The organism is Micromonospora gifhornensis (genome assembly GCF_016863515.1).
Lineage (GTDB): Bacteria > Actinomycetota > Actinomycetes > Mycobacteriales > Micromonosporaceae > Micromonospora > Micromonospora gifhornensis.
Genome location: NZ_BOPA01000002.1, coordinates 1 through 19,361 on the forward strand (window position 1 = coordinate 1; position 19,361 = coordinate 19,361).

Sequence of the window (19,361 nt, forward strand, 5' to 3'; positions counted from 1 at the left end):
GGGCCGACTGACGCCGCACGCCCGCCGGGCCGACTGATGCCGCCCGGCCGGAGGTCGGTGGGTGAGGCTAGCCTAACCAGATGACGGAGCGCCCGAAGACAGTCACCGCCACCCGCGTGATCCGCACCGAACGACCCACCGCGCACGTGGTCCGATTGGTGTTCGGCGGACCGGAGCTGATCGGCCTGCCGGTGGGCGAGTTCACCGACCACTACATCAAGTTCGTCTTCCCGGTGCCGGGGGTCGACTATCCGCGCCCGATGGAACTCGCCGCGATCAAGCGTGACCTGCCGCGCGAGCAGTGGCCCCGGCTGCGGGCGTACACCGTGCGGGACTGGGACGCCGCGACCGGCCAGATGACCGTCGACGTCGTGTACCACGGTGACGCCGGCCTCGCCGGGCCCTGGGCCGCCGCCCTGCGACCCGGCGACGAGGTGCTGTTCACCGGCCCCGGTGGGGCGTACGCGCCGAGCCCGGACGCCGACTGGCACCTGATGGTCGGCGACGAGAGTGCCCTGCCGGCGATCGCCGCGTCGCTGGCCCGGCTGCCGGTGGGCGCGCCCGCGCACGTCTTCGTCGAGGTCGACGGCCCGGCCGACGAGCAGCCGCTGCCCAGCCCCGGCACGGTGCAGCTGACCTGGCTGCACCGTGGCGCAGGCCCGGTCGGTGCGGCCCTGGTCTCCGCCGTCCGTGAGCTGGAGTTCCCGCCCGGCACGGTGCACGCCTTCGTCCACGGCGAGGCAAGCTTCGTCCGTGAGCTGCGCCGCCTGCTGCGGGTCGAGCGGGCCGTGCCCCGCGAGGCCCTGTCCATCTCCGGCTACTGGCGTAAGGGCTTCGACGACGAGGGCTGGCGCGCCACCAAGCCCGACTGGAACCGCCAGGTCGAAGCCGACGAACAACCCCAACCGCTGACCGCCAGGTGATCACGAGGCCGACGGCGGCCAGGTAGTGCCACCCACCCCATGGCCAACCCGGGAGTCGGGGGCGGGGGTGGGCAAGGGAGGATGTGAGGAGAAGGGGGTGGGGGTGTGGCGGGGCGGATTCGGGACGAGGACATCGCGCTGGTTCGGGAGCGGGCCTCCATCGCTGAGGTGATCTCCGACACGGTGACCCTGAAGTCGGCGGGCGCGGGCAACCTGAAGGGGTTGTGTCCGTTCCACGACGAGAAGAGCCCGTCGTTCAACGTCTCGCCGGCTCGTAACGTCTGGTACTGCTTCGGCTGCGGTGCCGGTGGCGACGCCATCAAGTTCCTGATGGACGCCGAGCATCTGAGCTTCGTCGAGGCGGTGGAGCGGCTCGCCGCCCGGGTCGGGCTGCAACTGCGGTACGTGGAGGACGACAGGTCTGCGCCGCGTCGGGAGCGACCGCAGCAGGGGCAGCGGCAGCGGCTGGTCGCCGCGCACGCCGCCGCGGTGGAGTTCTACACCGCCCAGCTCACCACGGCCGGCGCGCGTGCCGCCCGGGAGTTCCTGGCCCAGCGCGGCTTCGACCGGGCCGCCGCCGAGCGGTACGGCTGCGGATTCGCCCCCGAGGGCTGGGATCCGCTCACCCGACACCTGCGCCAGCGCGGGTTCAGCCACGACGAACTGGTCACCGCCGGGCTGTCCCGGCCGGCCCGCTCGGGCAGCCTGATCGACCGGTTCCGGCGTCGGCTGCTCTGGCCGATCCGTGACCTGACCGGCGATGTGATCGGCTTCGGTGCCCGCAAGCTGTTCGACGATGACGACGGCCCGAAGTACCTCAACACCCCCGAGACGCCGATCTACAAGAAGTCGCAGGTGCTCTACGGCATCGACCAGGCCAAACGGGAGATCGCCAAGCAGGGCCGGGTGGTGGTGGTCGAGGGCTACACCGACGTGATGGCCTGCCACCTGGCCGGCGTACCGACCGCGGTGGCGACCTGCGGCACCGCCTTCGGCGGCGACCACATCGGCGTACTGCGCCGGCTGCTGCTGGACACCGACGCCGTCGCGGGGGAGATCATCTTCACCTTCGACGGGGACGCCGCCGGGCAGAAGGCCGCGCTGCGCGCCTTCGAGGACGACCAGCGCTTCGTCGGGCGTACCTTCATCGCGGTCAGCCCCGACAACATGGACCCGTGCGACCTGCGCCTGGCAAAGGGCGACCTGGCCGTCCGCGACCTGGTCGCGCGCCGCGAGCCGCTCGTCGACTTCGCGCTGCGCCACGTGATCAGCCGGTTCGACCTGGACACCGTCGACGGGCGGGTCGAGGCGATGCGCCGCGCCGCGCCGCTCGTCGCCAAGCTCAAGGACCAGGAAAAACGCCCCGAGTACGTACGCAAGCTCGCCGGTGACCTCGGCATGGAGATCGAGCCGGTGCAGCGGGCCGTGCTGGCCGCCGCCTCCGGACGACCGATGGACACCCCGGCGCGTCCGGCACGCAGCGAGCCGGCCGTGGACAGCCCGCAGTCGATGGTCGAGCGGGAGGCGCTCAAACTGGCCCTCCAGGAGCCGGTGCTGGCCGGGCCGATGTTCGACGCGGTCGAGGCGACCGACTACCGGCACCCGGTGCACGTGGTGGTGCGTACCGCCATCGCCGAGGCCGGTGGCGCCGCCTCCGCGACCGCCGGCGCGGTCTGGGTCGAGGCGGTACGCGACGCCTGCGAGGACCTCGCGGCCCAGGCACTTGTCGGCGAGTTGGCGGTGGAGCCGCTGCGGATCGACGGCGAGCCCGACCCGCGGTACGTCTCGATCACCATGGCCCGCCTGCAGTGGGGATCGGTCACCGCCCGGATCCGGGACCTGAAGTCGCGGATCCAGCGGATCAACCCGGTCAGCAACAAGGACGAGTACTTCGCCACCTTCGGTGAGCTGCTCTCGCTGGAGCAGCACGCCCGGGCCCTGCGCGAGCAGGCAGCGGGAGGATTGTGATGATCAAGTTGTTCCGTCGCCGGCCCAAGCTGTCGCCCGCTGCCCGGCCACCCCTGGAGCGCGACGAGCGGGTGCTGGCCTGGGCCGCTGTCGGCAACGGCGAAGGCGACGGGGTGGTCGTCGCCAGCAACCTCGGGCTGTGGCTGCCCGGCCGTGGCCACCGGCTCGGCTGGCACGACATCGTCAAGGCGGTCTGGTCGGGCCGGGAACTGACAGTCACCCCCGGTGAGCGGGTCGCCGAGCGGGACGGCTACCTGGTCGTCGCCGACCGCCCGGCGGAACGCTACCTGCTGCTCGACCCGGGTGAGCTGCCACACCAGGTACGCGCCCGGGTCACCAAGTCGGTGGCGTACACCCAGCATCACGCCCTGCCGGGCGGCTCCGGCCGGATCGTCGGTCGGCGGGTACCCGGCGTCGACGGTCTGACCTGGATGGTCCACTACGACATCGGCACCCCCGTGGACGACGAGGCGGTGATCGCCGAGACCGACCGGCTGGTCGCAGCGGCCCGCGTCGCCACCACCCCCGAGGGCCTCTGACCACCCGCACTCCTGCACCCGCTGTTCCGTCGCGCTGCGCTGTTCCGTCGCGCCAACCCGAGCAGATCTTGGTACGAAAGCGCCTCTGCAGGGGCAGTTTCGCACCAAGATCTTGAGTGTGGGCCAGGGCGGAGCGCATCGATGGAGCGACAAGTGTCCAAGATCTGGTGGAGAGTCGGTGGGCGGGCGGCCACGGTAGGCGGGTGACTGGTGCGCGTGGAAATCGACGGTACGCATCAGGTGGACGTACGCGATTGGGCGGACGTCCGCCATCAGGTGGCGGACCTGGAGCGTCAGAACGACATCGGGACGACCGGCGACCGGGTTCTGCGATTTCCGGCCTGGCTGGTGCGGACCCACCCGGAGCAGGTCGCAGACACCGTACGACGTGCTCTGCTCGCCGGCGGCTGGCGGCCTGACGAGTGAATCCTGCGGCCCGGACCGCGATCGCAGACATTGTCGATCATCGTTGGGTGCGTCCCTGTTCACCGTCGAATGACGCGAGATTTTCCGGCGTCGATTTCAGGCTCGCGAAATGGTGGCGGGTGACGAAAGGTCGCCCGGACCGGCTGCGGGAGGAGGTGAGCCGGTGGTGGGTCGGGCAGCGGGGAGCCGTCGGTCGCGGCGCGGGTTGCGTGGTGACGCTCCGTGAGCGATCTTGCGGATTGTGGCGGGTGTGCGGTCGGGCGTGCGGGGTTCCGCCGGGCCGTCGAGATGATCTCCATCGAAGCCCATCAAGATCGCGAAACGTGCGCAGGGGATGACTCTTCGGAGCCCTATTGACCTGCGGAAAGGCGATCGGTCGGCACCGTCGGTAGCTTTTGCTTGATCCAACAAAAGTTGGCACCGATTCTCTCTAAGGTCTGGACACCGCGCATCGAAGGCTCCTACTGTGTCGGGCACTACACGTCGGTATTTCATCGATGTGAACGAGCCCGGTGGAGAGGTGAGCCGTGCACACCGCCGACCCCCTGCACGTACGGTTGCTGCGGTTGCTCCGTGACGAGGGCGCGCTGTCGCGCGCCGAGCTCGCCGACCGGCTGGAGATGCCTCGCCCCCGGCTGCTCACCGAGCTGGAACGGCTGGTCAGCCTCGGATTCGTCGCCGAGGCCGGCAAGGCCGCCTCCCGCGGCGGACGACGCTCCACCCTTGTCGAACTCAGCCCGCACCTGCGGTTCGCCGCCGTGGACCTCGGTGCCAGCTCCATCGACGTCGAGGTGGTCAACGGCCGCCTCGAACCGGTCGCCGCGTACGCGGAGTCGGCCGACATCCGGTCCGGGCCCAAGGCCATCCTCCAGCGGGTCAGCGAACTGCTGCACAAGGCCCGGGTGGACGGTGCCTACGACCGGCTCGACGCGGTCGGCATCGGGGTGCCCGGCCCGGTCAGCTTCCGTGACGGCGTGCCGGTGTCCCCACCGATCATGCCGGGCTGGGACCGCTTTCCCGTCCGGGAACTGCTCACCCGTGAGCACGGCTGCCCGGCCGTGGTCGACAACGACGTCAACATCATGGCGATCGGTGAGCGGCACGGCGGTGTCGCCCACTCCGTCGACGACTTCCTGTTCGTCAAGATCGGCACCGGCATCGGGTGCGGCATCTACCTCAGCGGCGATGTCTACCGGGGCACCGACGGCTGCGCCGGGGACATCGGCCACATCCAGGTCGACCCGCACGGGCCGATCTGTTCCTGCGGCAACGCCGGCTGCCTGGAGGCGCTGTTCAGCGGGGCCGCGCTGGCCAAGGACGCCACCGCCGCGGCGCGTACCGGCGCCTCGCCCGCGCTCGCCGAACGGCTGACCGCCAACGGCACGGTCACCGCCCTGGACGTCGCCGCCGGTGCGGTCGAGGGGGACGTGACCTGCATCCAGCTCATCCGCGAGGGCGGTCGGCGGGTGGGCAGCGTCCTCGCCGGGCTGGTCAGCTTCACCAACCCGTCGATGATCGTGATCGGTGGCGGTCTCGCCCAGCTCGGGCACGTGCTGCTCGCCGAGATCCGCAGCGTGGTCTACCGCCGCTCGCTGCCGCTGGCCACCGGCAACCTCCCGGTGGTGCTCTCCGAACTGGGCTCGCGCGCCGGCGTCGCCGGTGCCGCCGTGCTCGCCAGCGACCTGGCCTTCGGGGAGGCGACGTGAACCACCGCCAGACAACGGACCGAGGCCCGAAGTGGAGTGGAGAGCCGGCATGAGCGAAACCGGACGTCCCCTGGTCGAGGCACCCGCCGACGCCGTCGCCGGTGAGGTGGTGCTGCGGCTGTCCGACGTGGTGAAGACCTTCCCCGGCGTACGCGCCCTGGACGGGGTGCAGTTGGAGGTCCGCGCGGGCGAGGTGCACTGCCTGCTCGGGCAGAACGGCGCCGGCAAGTCCACCCTGATCAAGGTGCTCGCCGGGGTGCACCGGCCCGACTCGGGGCTGGTCGAGTGGCGTGGCCAGCCGGTCAGCTTCGCCAACCCGCAGGCCGCCATGCGCGCCGGCATCGCCACCATCTACCAGGAACTCGACCTGGTCGAGGACCTGTCGGTGGCCGAGAACGCCTTCCTCGGCCACGAGCCGCGCAGCCTGGGCTTCATCCGCCGGGGCCACATGGCCCGCCGTACCCGGCAGATCCTCGGTCGCCTCGGGCACGCCGAGATCCCGCCCGGGCGGATGGTGCGGGCGCTGCCGGCGGCCGGCAAGCAGGTGGTCAGCATGGCCCGCGCGCTCTCCCACGAGGCCCGACTGATCATCATGGACGAGCCGAGCGCGGTGCTCGCCCACGACGAGGTCGACAACCTGTTCCGGATCGTCCGCGAGCTGACCGCGCAGGGCATCGCGGTCATCTACATCTCGCACCGGTTGGAGGAGATCCGCGAGATCGGCGACCGGGTCACCGTCCTCAAGGACGGCCGGACCACCGCAGCGAACCTGCCGGCCCGCGACACACCGACCCGCGACCTGGTCTCCCGGATGACCGGCCGCACCATCGAGTACGTCTTCCCGGAGCGCTCCGCCGACACCACTGTCGGCGAGAAGCTGCTCGAAGTCGACGGGCTGACCCGCTCCGGCGAGTTCGCCGATGTCTCGCTCACCGTCGCGGCCGGCGAGATCGTCGGCATCGCCGGGCTGGTCGGCTCCGGCCGCTCCGAGGTGCTGGAGACAATCTACGGCGCGCGTCGGGCCGAGTCGGGCACCGTCCGGATGGCCGGCAAGGCGCTGCGGCCGGGCAGCGTCGGCGCTGCGGTGCGGGCCGGCCTGGGCATGGCCCCGGAGGAGCGCAAGAGCCAGGCCCTGCTGCTCGGCGAGCCGATCTACCGCAACGTCACGCTTGCCACCTTCGCCCGCTACGCCCGGCTCGGGTTCACCGACATCGGCAAGGAGCGGGCCGAGGCGGACCGGATCGCCGAGAGTCTGGAGATGCGGCCGCGCGACGTGAACCGGCCGGTACGGACGCTCTCCGGCGGCAACCAGCAGAAGGTGGTGGTCGGGCGTTGGCTGCTCGGCGGCACCCGGCTGCTGCTGCTGGACGAGCCGACCCGGGGCGTCGACGTGGGCGCCCGAGCCGAGCTGTACCAGGTGATCCGGGAACTCGCCGCGCAGGGCGTCGGGGTGCTGCTGGTCTCCAGCGAGGTGCCCGAGGTGCTCGGCCTGGCCGACCGGGTGCTGGTGATGCGGGAGGGGCGGGTCGTGCGTACCGCTCCCGCCGCCGAACTCGACGAATCCACCGTCCTCGACCTCGTGATGTCGGGGTCCCTGATGGAAGGCGCAGCGGCATGAGCGAGCGTCAGCGAGCGAATCATCGATACAGCGTGCAGGTGCCTCATGGCGGCGCGGAGCGAAGCGGAGCGCTGGCATGAGCGACAGTCCGCCCACGACCAAGCTGCCGGCGCAGTCGCCGCCGGTAGACCCGGCCGAGACGGAGGTGGCTGGGCACAAGGCATCGGCCGGTACCGCTCGACTGTCCTGGTGGCACGGCGACGGAGGTGACGGGGCACGGCGCAACCTGGCCCTGATCGGGGTGCTGCTGATCCTGTTCGTGATCGGCGCGGCGACCCGCTCGGACCTCTACTCCAACCCGGACTGGGTCTGGGCGAACATGCTCAGCATCCTCAAGCTGGCCTCGGTGGTCGGGGTGGTCACCGTCGGGATGACCTTCGTCATCATCGGCGGCGGCATCGACCTCTCCGTCGGTGCGATCGTCGCGCTCGCCGGGGTCTGGTGCACCACTGTCGCCACCCAGAGCTTCGGCGCCGCCGGCATGATCTTCACCGCGATCGTCGTCGGGATGGCGGTCGGTCTGGTCAACGGCACCCTCATCGCGTACGGGCGACTTGTGCCGTTCATCGCGACGCTTGCCATGCTGGTGGCGGCCCGAGGGCTGGCCGCCGAGATCTCCGACAAGCAGACCCAGATCTCGCAGAACAGCACCATCAACGGCATCGCCAGCAACAGCCTGCTCGGCATCCCGCTGCTGGTCTACATCCTGGCCGCGGTGGTCATCGCCGGCTGGGTGCTGCTCAACCGGACCACCTTCGGCCGGCGTACGGTCGCCGTCGGTGGCAACCCGGAGGCCGCCCGGCTGGCCGGCATCAACGTCAAGCTGCACACCGTGCTGCTCTACGTGCTGTCCGGACTGTGCTGCGGCATCGCCGCCATCATGCTCACCGCCCAGGCCACCTCGGCCCAGGCGGCGATGGCGAACCTCTACGAGCTGGACGCGATCGCCGCCGTGATCATCGGCGGCACGCTGCTCAGCGGCGGGCGGGGCACGATCGTCGGCTCCCTGCTCGGTGTGATCATCTTCGCCACCATCACCAACCTCTTCGCCATCAACGGCCTCTCCACCGAGGCCCAGAACATGGTCAAGGGCGGCATCATCGTCGCCGCCGTCCTGATCCAGCAGGTCCAGTTCGGCAGCCTGTCCCAGTTCTTCCGTCGCAACAACCGGCTGACCACCAGCTGAACACCGATTCACCCAGATCGCCGGCGCACATCGACGGTGGTCGGGTCTCGCACACCCAAATTCCCTCTCCATCACTGATAATCAGGAGGTCGTGATGACCCAGCACAGTCGCCGCCGGCTGCTCTTCGGCGGGGCGGCCGTCGGGGCCGGCGTACTGCTCGCCGGCTGCACCAGCAACGAACAGGCCACACCGACCGAGGCGCAGACCAAGGCGGCCGAGGGCGGCGGCAACGCCGAGCCCGGCAAGCAGGTGACCATCGGCTTCTCCGCCCCGGCCGCCGACCACGGCTGGATCGCCGCGATCACCAACAACGCCAAGGCGCAGGCCGCCGCGTACTCCGATGTGGAGTTCAAGACGGTCGAGGCCGGCGCGGACGCGGCGGCCCAGCGGGCGGCGCTGTCCACGCTGATCTCGCAGAAGCCCGACGTGATCGTGCTGCTGCCGCACGACGGCAAGGAGCTCAACTCGTTCGGCCTGGAGGCGATGCAGGCCGGCATCCCGGTGGTCAACCTGGACCGGGCCTTCCCGGACGCCAAGGCGTACCGGTTGCAGATCAAGGGCGACAACTACGGCATGGGCGTCTCCGCCGCCACCTTCATCGTCGAGCAGCTCAAGGCCAAGGGCGTGAGCAACCCGGTGATCGCCGAGATCGCCGGCATGGACGAGCTGGAGCTGACCCAGGAGCGTACGCAGGGCTTCAACGACACCCTGGCCCAGCACGGTTTCAAGGTGGCCAACCGGCGGGCGGCCCGGTTCACCGTCGACTCCGGCCAGCAGGAGACGAGCCAGCTGCTCCAGGCCCTGCCGAAGATCGACGCGATCTGGAACCACGACGACGACCAGGGCATCGGCGTCCTGGCGGCGATCAGCCAGGCCAACCGCAACGAGTTCTTCATGGTCGGCGGTGCCGGCTCGAAGAAGGCGATGGAGGACATCCAGGCCGACAACACGGTGCTCAAGGCCACGGTGACCTACAGCCCGTCGATGGCCTCGTCGGCCATCTCGCTGGCCCGGCTGATCGGCCAGGAGCGGGGCATGTCCGACCTGGTGGAGCTCCAGGTGCCCAAGGAGATCATCCTCGCCTCCGAAACGATCACCAAGGAGAACGCGAGCAACTACCTCAAGCTCGGGTTCTGATACGACCGGGGGGAGACCCAACCTTGTCCACGAACGACAACGAACTGCGGGTCGGCATGGTCGGCTACGCGTTCATGGGCGCCGCGCACTCACAGGCGTGGCGCACCGTGAACCGGGTGTTCGACCTGCCGGCGCGGGCCCGGATGGCGCTCATCTGCGGCCGGGACTCCGGAAAGGTGGCCGAGGCCGCCGACCGGCTCGGCTGGGACGAGCACACCACTGACTGGCGGGAGCTGGTGTCCCGACCAGACATCGACGTGGTGGACATCTGCACACCGGGTGACAGCCACGCCGAGATCGCGTTGGCCGCGCTGGCCGCCGGCAAGCACGTACTGTGCGAGAAGCCGCTTGCCAACACAGTCGCCGAGGCGCAGGAGATGACCGCCGCGGCGGCCACCGCCCGCGCCGGCGGGGCGCGGTCGATGTGCGGATTCAACTATCGGCGGGTGCCCGCGGTGGCGCTGATGCGCCAGCTGGTCGCCGAGGGGCGGCTCGGCGAGATCCGGCACGTGCGGGCCACCTACCTGCAGGACTGGATCGTGGACCCGCAGTTCCCGCTGGTCTGGCGGCTGCGTAAGGAGGTGTCCGGCTCCGGCGCGCTCGGTGACATCGGTGCGCACATCATCGACCTCACCCAGTACGTCACCGGTCAGCAGATCACCGGCGTGAGCGCGGTGACGGAGACGTTCGTCAAGGAACGGCCGCTGCCGAGCGAGTCCAGCGGGCTGGCCGCGCAGACCGACGGGGGCAGCGCCGCCACCGGACCGGTCACCGTCGACGACGCGGCGATCTTCGTCGCCCGGCTCAACGGCGGGGCGTTGGCCACGTACGAGGCGACCCGGTTCGCCACCGGGCGTAAGAACGCTCTCCGAGTGGAGATCAACGGGTCGCTGGGCACCGTCGCCTTCGACCTGGAGCGACTCAACGAGCTGGAGTACTACGACGCGACGCGACCCGCCGCCGAGCAGGGCTTCAGCCGGATCCTGGTGACCGAGGGCGATCACCCGTACCTGTCGGCCTGGTGGCCGCCGGGGCACATCATCGGGTACGAGCACTCCTTCACCCACCAGATGCGCGACTTCATCGAGGCGGTGGCGACCGGGGTCGACCCGAGCCCGTCCTTCGCCGAGGCGTTGCAGGTGCAACTGGTGCTGGACGCGGTGGTCCGGTCGGCCGAACTGGGGTCCTCGTGGACCGCTGTGGAGCCGGCACTGGCGACGGCCACCGCCTGAGCCACCTTCGGTACTCGACCGGCGAGGGCCGGCCGCGGTTGCGCCCCGCGGCCGGAACGGGTCGGGTACCGGAGGACGTGCCCTCGGGCCGCCCGGCCCGCAGGGCACGAGCAGTGCGGTTCCTCCGGTGCGGTCGGACCGGGATTCCCCGGCCGTACCGGAGGACCGCCGCCCGATTCGTACCAACCGGCCCCAGGACCCACCCGGGGCTTGCACCGGAGGAGTTTCCAGTCGTCGTCCGGCCGGTCGCGTTGCCATGCGGCCGGACCGGATGCGGGTAGGCAGAGGCGAGACGCCGACCGTCGATGCCTGCCAGCCCCGTCCGTCCGTACCGCTCCGGGTCGCCGGTCCGGCGGTGACGCCGCCGACGTCGGCGCCGGTCGGTTGACTCGCATCGGAGCGGGCGGCGGACGGGGCGCAACATCCCCAGGACGTTCTGTCGATCGGGAAAGGAGCGCCATGCGTACGGGTATCTGGCTGGTGGGAGCACGCGGCTCGGTCGCGACCACCAGCATCGTCGGGGCGCTCGCGTTGCGCGCCGGGCTGACCAGGCCGACCGGGTGTGTCACCGAACTGCCCGCGGTAGGTGGTCCCGCCCTACCGACCTTCTCCGACCTGGTCTTCGGCGGACACGACGTGGTCGCCACCCCACTGGCCAAGCGGGCCGAGACGCTCGCCGCCGCCGGGGTGCTGCCCGCTCGACTGGTCGCCGCGCTGCCCGAGGAACTGGCCGCGGTCGACCGGGACCTGCGTCCCGCACCGACCGACGGCAGTCAGGCCGACCGGGCCGCCGCGATCGTCCGCGACCTCACCGAGTTCCGTGACCGGCACGGGTTGGTCCGGGTCGTGGTGGTAAACGTCTCGGCCACCGAAGCGGCCCCCGAGCCGCACCCCGCCCACGCCGACCCGGCTGCTCTGAGCGCCGCCCTCACCGGCCCCGACGAGGTGCTGCCGCCCAGCTCGCTGTACGCGTACGCGGCGGTGACGGCGGGCTGCCCGTACGTCGACTTCACCCCGTCGACCGGGCTGCGGTTGCCGGCGCTGAGCGCGTTGGCCGAGCAGCACCGGGTGCCGTACGCCGGGCACGACGGCAAGACCGGCGAGACGCTGCTCAAGTCCGTACTGGCTCCGATGTTCGCGATGCGCAACCTGCATGTGCGCTCCTGGTCCGGGACCAACCTGCTCGGCGGGGGAGACGGCGCCACCCTGGCCGACCCGGCCGCCAACGCCGCAAAGGTACGCAGCAAGCAGCGGGTGCTCGGCGAGACGCTCGGCTACCTGCCCCAGGGGGACACCCGCATCGACTACGTCGAGGAACTGGGCGACTTCAAGACCGCCTGGGATCTGATCACCTTCGCCGGCTTCCTCGGCACCGGCATGCGGTTGGAGTTCACCTGGCACGGCTGCGACTCGGCGCTGGCCGCCCCGCTCGTGCTGGACCTGGCCCGGCTCACCGCCGCGGCGCACGCCGCCGGACGTAGCGGGCCGCTTACCGAGCTGGCGTTCTTCTTCAAGGACCCGCTCGGTGAAGGCACCCACTCGCTTGCCGACCAGTGGACCCGGCTGTGCGAGTTCGCCCACCGGCTGCACACCGGAGGCACCGATGACCCGCGTGGCTGACCTCGTCGAGTTGGTCCGGGCCCCGGCCGCCCTCTCGGTGCCCGGTGACGTGGTCGCCGGTGCCGCCGCGGCCGGCGCGCTCGGTCCCCGTACGCCGGCTCTGGCGACCGCGTCGGTGCTGCTCTACTGGGCCGGCATGGCCGCAAACGACTGGGCCGACCGAGAGTTGGACGCGGTCGAACGCCCGGAACGGCCCATCCCGAGCGGGCGGATCAGCCCCGGTGCGGCGGTCGGCCTCGCCGCCGGCCTCACCGCCGCGGGCGTCGGGCTCGCCGCCGCCGCCGGGGGACGTCGCGCCGCCGCCGTCGCGGTGCCGTTGGCCGCCACCATCTGGGGGTACGACCTCCTGGCCAAGAACACCGCCGCCGGCCCGGCCGTGATGGCCGCCTGCCGTGGGCTGGACGTGCTGCTCGGTGCCGCCGGTGGCCGCCCGCTGCGGGCACTGCCGGCAGCGGTGACCGTGGCCGCACACACCTGGACCGTCACCGCCCTGTCCCGACGCGAGGTAGACGGCGCGGACAAGGCGCTTCCGCTGCGTACGCTCGCCGGCACCGCCCTGGTCGCGGCGAGCACCGCGGTACCGCCCGGACGCCGTGAGGGGCGCTTCGGCGCCGGTGGCCGGGCGGTCGGCGCGGTGGCGGGGGCGCTGCCGGCCGTTCTCGCCGGGTGGTACGCCGCCCGCTACGGCGCCGCGCAGGCGCGGGTGGTCAGCGAGCCCACCGCCGGGCGGGTCCGCGCGGCGGTCGGTGCCGGCATCACCGGTCTGCCCGCCCTGCAGGGCGCGCTGACCGCGCGGGCCGGTGCCGGCCTGCTCGGGGTGGCCGTGGCGGCGGCGGCACCGCTGGGCCGACGGCTGGCCCGGAAGGTCTCCCCGACATGACCGCCGCCGAGAGCACGCCCGTCCCCGCGGTCGGCGGGTCCGGCGGCCTACGCTTCGGGTACGGCACCAACGGCTTCGCCAACCATCGTCTCGACGACGCTCTGGCGGTCATCGCCGACCTCGGTTACGTCGGTGTCGCGCTGACCCTGGACCACGACCATCTCGACCCGTTCGCGCCGGAACTGGCCCGGCGGGTCGACGCCGTCGCGCGTCGGCTGACCGAACTCGGCCTCGCCGTGGTGATCGAGACGGGCGCCCGGTACCTGCTCGACCCGTGGCGCAAGCACGCCCCGACGCTGCTGCACGACGACGCCGCGCTGCGGGTGGAGTTCCTGCGCCGGGCCGTGGCCATCGGCGCCGACCTCGGTGCCGAGGCGGTCTCCTTCTGGGCCGGGGTACGCCCCGAGGCGGTCGCACCGACCCTGGCCTGGGACCGCCTGGTGGCCGGCAGTGCCACAGTCGTCGAGGCGGCCGACCGGGCCGGGGTGACGCTCGGTTTCGAACCGGAGCCGGGCATGCTGGTCGAGGACATCGCCGGCTGGCGGCGGCTGCACGCGGCGCTCGACGCGCCGGCCTGCCTGGGCATCACCCTCGACATCGGACACTGTCGCTGCCTGGAGTCGCTGTCGGTGCCGGACTGCGTCCGTGACGTCGGCCCGCACCTGGTCAACGTGCAGATCGACGACATGCGGCGCGGGACGCACGAGCATCTGGAGTTCGGCGAGGGCGAGATCGACTTCCCGCCGGTGCTGGCCGCGTTGCGTGAGGTCGACTACCGGGGCCTGGTCGCGGTCGAGTTGCCGCGCCACTCGCACGCCGCACCGGCCGTCGCCGCCCGATCGCTTGATTACCTGCGCAACGCCTCCACCGCGCTGCCCACCCCCGCCACGCCGATGACCAGCACTTCTGAGTGTGCCGCCGCGGCGGACGACATTCCTACCGGCCGTGGGGACGACCCGGGCCTGCGATGACGAGGCAGCGCGACATGAGAGGGGTGAGGACGGCGATGAGATCGGACGACCTGCGGGCGGCCCTGCGGGGCATACCCGATCCGGACTGGCTGGTGGCGGCCCTGGCGGGCGTCGCGGCACAGCCGTCGGCGATCACGAGGTTCTTCCCGGCGGTCGGTCGGCGCTGCGGCCGGGCCGACCTGCCCGACCTGCCCGGTTGGACCGCCGACGAGGCGGCCCGCGCGCTGCTGCTGGCCAACCTGCCGGCCGAGCACGCCGAGCGGGCCGAAGCGCTGTACCGCACCGGCGACGCCGCCGAGAAGCGGGCCGTGCTCAAGGCGTTGCCGCTGCTGCCGATCGGTGCGGCCGGGGTGCCGCTGCTGCACGACGCGCTGCGTACCAACGACACCCGGCTGATCGCCGCCGCCCTCGGCCCGTACGCGGCACACCTCGACGCGTCGACCTGGCGGCAGGCGGTGCTCAAGTGCGTCTTCACCGGCGTACCGCTGGCGGTGGTGGCGGATCTCGACGCCCGCGCCGACGGGGAACTGGCGGTGATGCTCGCCGGGCTCGCCGCCGAACGGCAGGCCGCGGGCCGGAACATGCCCGACGACGCCACCGCGCTGCTGGACCGGCTCACCGCCGGCAGCCAACCGCACCACAGGGAGGCGTGATGCGCATCTTCGACCCGCACATCCACATGACGTCCCGCACCACCGACGACTACGAGCGGATGGCCGCCGCAGGGGTGCAGGCGATCGTGGAGCCGGCGTTCTGGCTGGGCCAGCCGCGTACCAACGTCGGATCGTTCACCGACTACTTCGACTCGCTTGTCGGCTGGGAGCCGTTCCGGGCCGGACAGTTCGGGATACGCCACCACGCCACGGTCGCGCTGAACCCGAAGGAGGCCAACGACCCGCGTTGCCGGCCGGTGCTCGACGTGCTGCCCCGCTACCTGGAGAAGGACGGCGTGGTCGCGGTCGGCGAGATCGGGTACGACTCGATGACGCCGGAGGAGGACGCCGCCTTCGCCGCCCAACTCGCCCTGGCGGTCGCCCACGACCTGCCGGCGCTGGTGCACACCCCGCACCGGGACAAGGCCCGCGGTGTGGACCGCACCCTCGCCGTGGTCGCCGAGTCCGGCATCGAGCCGGGGCGCGTGGTGGTCGACCACCTCAACGAGGTGACCGTGAAACAGGTCCGGGACACCGGCTGCTGGCTCGGCTTCTCGATCTATCCGGACACCAAGATGTCGCCGCCCCGGATGGTCGAACTGCTCAAGGCGTACGGAACCGAGCGGATGCTCGTCAACTCCGCCGCCGACTGGGGGCGCTCGGACCCGCTGCTGACCCGGGCCACCGGCGAGGCGATGCTGGCTGCCGGGTTCACCGACGAGGATGTCGACCGGGTGCTCTGGCGCAACCCGATCGAGTTCTACGGGCAGTCGGGTCGACTCGACCTCAGCGACGGTGACGGTGCCGAGGCCACCTTCGCCGGCAACTCGATCCTGCGTGGCGGCGGCTGATGCGACTACGGCATGCCGGCGGGCGCACCATCCACCTCGGCTACTGCACGAACGTGCATCCCGCCGAGGACCTCGCCGGCATCCTCGCCCAACTCGACAGCTACGCCGTACCGGTCCGTACGGCGCTCGGTGCCGACCTGCTCGGCCTGGGCCTGTGGCTGGCCGCCCCGGTCGCCGCCGAACTGGCCGCCGACGCGGACGCCCGCCGTCGGTTGCGCACCGCGTTGACGGTACGAGGGCTGGAGGTGGTCACGCTCAACGGCTTCCCGTACGCCGCCTTCCAGGCGCCGGTGGTCAAGGGCGCGGTCTACCAGCCGGACTGGACCACGCAGGAGCGGCTGGACTACACGCTGGATCTGGCCCGGGTGCTGGCCGACCTGCTGCCCGACGACGCCGCCCGGGGCTCGATCTCCACCCTGCCGTTGGCCTGGCGTACGCCCTGGGACACCGCAGGTGCGGACGCGGCCCGGAGGCGTCTCGACCAGCTCGCCGCCGGCCTGGCCGCCGTCGAGCGGGACAGCGGCCGGGTGATCCGGGTCGGCTTCGAACCCGAGCCCGGCTGCGTGGTGGAGAGCAGCGCGCAGGCGGTGTCGGCGTTGTCCGGAATGGACACCGAGCGGCTCGGCATCTGCCTGGACCTGGCCCATCTCGCCTGCGCGTGGGAGGAGCCGAGCGTCGCCCTCGACCGGCTGACCGCGGCCGGCCTGCCGGTGGTGAAGGTGCAGGTGTCCGCCGCGCTGGAGGCCACCGACCCGGCGGGCGAGACGGCCGCGCTGCGCCGCTGGGTCGAGCCGCGGTTCCTGCACCAGACCCGTACCGTCGGCTGCGCCGGATCGCCCGACCCGGCGGACCCCCGGTGGGCCGCCGACGACCTCGATGTCGCTCTCGACGCCGGGCTGCCCGGCCCGTGGCGGGTGCACTACCACGTGCCGTTGCACGCCCCGCCCGAACCGCCGCTGGACTCGACCCTGCCGGTGCTGCGCGCCGCGCTGGCCGCCCTCTTCACCGGGGCCGACGCCGGCTGCGACCACCTCGACGTCGAGACGTACACCTGGGGGGTGCTGCCGGCCGCGCGGCGCCCCGGCACCGATGCGGAGCTGGCCGCCGGGATCGCCGCCGAGTTGGCCTTCGCCCGCGACGAACTGGTCGCCCTCGGGCTGACCCCGACCGAAACGGTGGTTACCCCATGACCCGAAAACTGCTGGTGCTGGATGTGGTGGGGCTGACCCCACGGCTGCTGGCCCACATGCCCCGGCTGCGCGCGGTGGCCGACACCGGCTTCTCCGCCGAGCTGGGTACGGTGCTGCCGGCGGTGACCTGTTCGGTGCAGTCGACATTCCTCACCGGTGCCCTGCCCACCGAGCACGGCATCGTCGGCAACGGCTGGTACTTCCGTGACCTCGGTGAGGTGCTGCTCTGGCGGCAGCACAACGCGCTGGTCGGCGGGGAGAAGCTCTGGCAGGCCGCCCGGCGGGTGCGCAGCGACTACACGGTGGCCAACGTCTGCTGGTGGTACGCGATGGGGGCGGACGTCGACTGGACGGTCACCCCGCGACCGGTCTACTACGCGGATGGTCGCAAGGAGCCGGACTGCTACACCGATCCGCCGCAGCTGCACGACGACCTGACCGCGCGGCTCGGCACCTTCCCGCTGTTCACCTACTGGGGGCCGGGCGCGGGTCTGCCGTCGTCGAGCTGGATCTGCCGGGCCGCCGAGCAGATCCTCACCGAACAGTCTCCCGACCTGACCCTGGCCTACGTGCCGCACCTGGACTACGACCTGCAACGCTTCGGCCCGTCCGCACCCCAGGCCGCCGCCGCGGCAGCCGAACTGGACGGGGTGCTCGCGCCGCTGTTGGACGCCGCGCAGGCCCGCGACACGACTGTGGTGGTGCTCTCCGAGTACGGCATCACCGACGTCTCCCGGCCGGTCGACGTGAACCGACTGCTGCGCGCCGAAGGGCTGTTGCGGGTGCACACCCAGGCCGGCATGGAGTACCTCGACCCGTGGACGTCGCGGGCGTTCGCGGTCGCCGACCACCAGGTGGCCCACGTCTACGTCCGCGATCCGGCGGACGTGCCGGCGGTGGCGAAGCTCTGCGCCGGGCTGCCCGGGGTGGCCGAGGTGCTCGACGCGGACGGCAAGGCGGCACACGGGCTGGACCATCCCCGCGCCGGTGAACTGGTGCTGGTGGCCGAGCCCGACGCCTGGTTCACGTACTACTACTGGCTCGACGACGCCCGGGCGCCGGACTTCGCCCGGCTGGTCGAGATCCACCGCAAACCCGGCTACGACCCGGCGGAGCTGTTCTTCGACCCGGCCGCCCCGGGCGCGGCGAAGCGACGGGCGGCCGTCGCGCTGGCCCGCAAGAAGACGGGCATGCGGTACATGATGAGCGTGGTCGGCCTGGACGCCGGTGCGCGGGCGGTACGCGGCTCGCACGGTCGGCTGCCGGCCGACCCGGCCGACGGGCCGGTGCTGCTCTGCTCCGACCCTTCGCGGGCCCGGGACCGCATCGCCGCCACGGAGGTGAAGGGGCTGCTGCTGGAGCTGGCCGGACTGGAGGCGTCGTGACGGCCACCATCGCCCCGACCGACGCGAACGAACTGCGGGCCCGGTTCGACGCGGAGTTGACAGCCTTTCTCGACCGGCAGGACCCGGACTGGCCGGACGGCGCGCCACGGGGTGTCTTCACCACGCTGCACCGCTTCGTGCTGGCCGGCGGCAAGCGGCTGCGACCGCTGTTCTGTTACTGGGGCTGGCGGGCAGCCGGCGGCCCGGACAGCACCCCGATCGTGACCGCCGCCGCGGCGCTGGAACTGTTCCACGCCTTCGCGTTGATCCACGACGACATCCTCGACGGCAGCGACCGCCGTCGGGGCGAACCCTCGGTGCACCGGATCTTCGCCGACCTGCACACCCGGTCGTCCTGGCGGGGCGATCCGGAGGCGTACGGGCGCAACACCGCCCTGCTCTGCGGCGACCTCTGCGCGGCCTGGTCGGATCAGATGTTCCACGAGTGCGGGTTGGACGCCGAGTCGGTGCACCGGGGCTACGCGGTCTTCTCGTTGATGCGTACCGAGGTGATCGCGGGGGAGTACCTCGACCTGGTCTCCGGTGTCGGGGGCGGCTCGGTGGCCAGCGCGCTCACCGTGATCCGGATGAAGGCGGCCCGGTACACGGTGACCCGGCCGTTGCAGATCGGCGCCACGCTGGCCGGGGCGTCGTCCGAGCTGGTCGACGCGCTGGCCGAGTTCGGCGACCCGCTGGGGGACGCCTTCCAGCTGCGTGACGACGTGCTCGGGGTCTTCGGTGATCCAGCGGTCACCGGCAAGTCGATCCTCGACGATCTGCGCGAGGGCAAGGCGACGGTGATGATGGCGTTGGCCCGCGACGCGGCCGACCGGGCGCAGAGTGCCCGGCTGCGGGAGCTGTTCGGCAATCCCGACCTGGATGCCGAGGGCGCCGCCGAGCTGCGCGAGATCATCGAGAGCACCGGTGCGCGTACCACGATCGAGCAGATGATCCAGGTCCGGACCGACGCCGCGTTGGCCGCCCTGGCGCAGACCACTGTGACGCCGGAGAGTCGGGCGGCGCTCACCGCGTTGGCGGCCCAGGCGGTCGACCGCCACCATTGACGTGCAGGTGG

Annotated in this window: 17 protein-coding genes; all 17 read left to right on the forward strand. The window is 71.9% G+C overall.

All coding sequences use genetic code 11. The features are described 5' to 3' along the window. Positions 1-80: 80 nt before the first annotated feature. On the forward strand, positions 81-923 hold the full coding sequence (locus Vgi01_RS00450) for a siderophore-interacting protein (RefSeq protein WP_204289808.1): 843 nt from the start codon (positions 81-83) through the stop codon (positions 921-923). Between the two features lie 105 nt (positions 924-1,028). Further along, the gene (dnaG, locus tag Vgi01_RS00455; protein WP_102660517.1) at positions 1,029-2,891 is read left to right on the forward strand and encodes a DNA primase; all 1,863 of its coding nucleotides are present in this window, start codon (positions 1,029-1,031) and stop codon (positions 2,889-2,891) included. Positions 2,892-2,893: 2 nt separating this feature from the next. Next, positions 2,894-3,430, forward strand: coding sequence for a hypothetical protein (locus Vgi01_RS00460; RefSeq protein ID WP_204289911.1), 537 nt, complete (start codon positions 2,894-2,896; stop codon positions 3,428-3,430). A 210-nt stretch (positions 3,431-3,640) separates the two neighbouring features. After that, positions 3,641-3,856 (forward strand): putative endonuclease domain-containing protein, encoded by a 216-nt coding sequence (locus Vgi01_RS00465; protein ID WP_204289809.1) that lies wholly within the window; start codon positions 3,641-3,643, stop codon positions 3,854-3,856. Between the two features lie 527 nt (positions 3,857-4,383). Beyond that, on the forward strand, positions 4,384-5,562 hold the full coding sequence (locus Vgi01_RS00470) for an ROK family protein (RefSeq protein WP_102660518.1): 1,179 nt from the start codon (positions 4,384-4,386) through the stop codon (positions 5,560-5,562). 49 nt (positions 5,563-5,611) lie between these two features. Then, a complete protein-coding gene (locus Vgi01_RS00475; protein ID WP_204289810.1) occupies positions 5,612-7,180 on the forward strand; it encodes a sugar ABC transporter ATP-binding protein in 1,569 nt (522 codons plus the stop codon). A gap of 76 nt (positions 7,181-7,256) precedes the next feature. Continuing rightward, a complete protein-coding gene (locus Vgi01_RS00480) occupies positions 7,257-8,366 on the forward strand; it encodes an ABC transporter permease (RefSeq protein WP_102660520.1) in 1,110 nt (369 codons plus the stop codon). A gap of 94 nt (positions 8,367-8,460) precedes the next feature. Further along, positions 8,461-9,504: a substrate-binding domain-containing protein gene (locus tag Vgi01_RS00485; RefSeq protein WP_102660521.1), complete on the forward strand. Its 1,044-nt coding sequence runs from the start codon at positions 8,461-8,463 to the stop codon at positions 9,502-9,504. 56 nt (positions 9,505-9,560) lie between these two features. Beyond that, a complete protein-coding gene (locus Vgi01_RS00490) occupies positions 9,561-10,736 on the forward strand; it encodes a Gfo/Idh/MocA family protein (protein WP_373306828.1) in 1,176 nt (391 codons plus the stop codon). A gap of 459 nt (positions 10,737-11,195) precedes the next feature. Next, a complete protein-coding gene (locus Vgi01_RS00495) occupies positions 11,196-12,356 on the forward strand; it encodes an inositol-3-phosphate synthase (protein ID WP_204289811.1) in 1,161 nt (386 codons plus the stop codon). After that, the gene (locus Vgi01_RS00500) at positions 12,340-13,236 is read left to right on the forward strand and encodes an SCO3242 family prenyltransferase (protein WP_204289812.1); all 897 of its coding nucleotides are present in this window, start codon (positions 12,340-12,342) and stop codon (positions 13,234-13,236) included. The genes Vgi01_RS00495 and Vgi01_RS00500 overlap by 17 nt, the downstream gene beginning before the upstream one ends. Further along, positions 13,233-14,207, forward strand: coding sequence for a sugar phosphate isomerase/epimerase family protein (locus tag Vgi01_RS00505; RefSeq protein WP_204289813.1), 975 nt, complete (start codon positions 13,233-13,235; stop codon positions 14,205-14,207). Before Vgi01_RS00500 ends, Vgi01_RS00505 begins: the two co-directional genes overlap by 4 nt. Before the next feature lie 35 nt (positions 14,208-14,242). After that, on the forward strand, positions 14,243-14,860 hold the full coding sequence (locus Vgi01_RS00510; RefSeq protein WP_204289814.1) for an EboA domain-containing protein: 618 nt from the start codon (positions 14,243-14,245) through the stop codon (positions 14,858-14,860). Further along, positions 14,860-15,711 carry a TatD family hydrolase gene (locus Vgi01_RS00515; RefSeq protein ID WP_013735339.1) on the forward strand — a complete coding sequence of 284 codons (852 nt, stop codon included), beginning with the start codon at positions 14,860-14,862 and terminating at the stop codon, positions 15,709-15,711. The genes Vgi01_RS00510 and Vgi01_RS00515 overlap by 1 nt, the downstream gene beginning before the upstream one ends. Then, a complete protein-coding gene (gene eboE / locus Vgi01_RS00520) occupies positions 15,711-16,901 on the forward strand; it encodes a metabolite traffic protein EboE (RefSeq protein WP_204289815.1) in 1,191 nt (396 codons plus the stop codon). Before Vgi01_RS00515 ends, eboE begins: the two co-directional genes overlap by 1 nt. Continuing rightward, positions 16,898-18,286 (forward strand): alkaline phosphatase family protein, encoded by a 1,389-nt coding sequence (locus Vgi01_RS00525; protein WP_204289816.1) that lies wholly within the window; start codon positions 16,898-16,900, stop codon positions 18,284-18,286. The genes eboE and Vgi01_RS00525 overlap by 4 nt, the downstream gene beginning before the upstream one ends. After that, positions 18,283-19,350, forward strand: a complete 1,068-nt coding sequence (locus Vgi01_RS00530; protein ID WP_204289817.1) for a polyprenyl synthetase family protein — start codon at positions 18,283-18,285, stop codon at positions 19,348-19,350. The genes Vgi01_RS00525 and Vgi01_RS00530 overlap by 4 nt, the downstream gene beginning before the upstream one ends. Positions 19,351-19,361 lie beyond the last annotated feature (11 nt).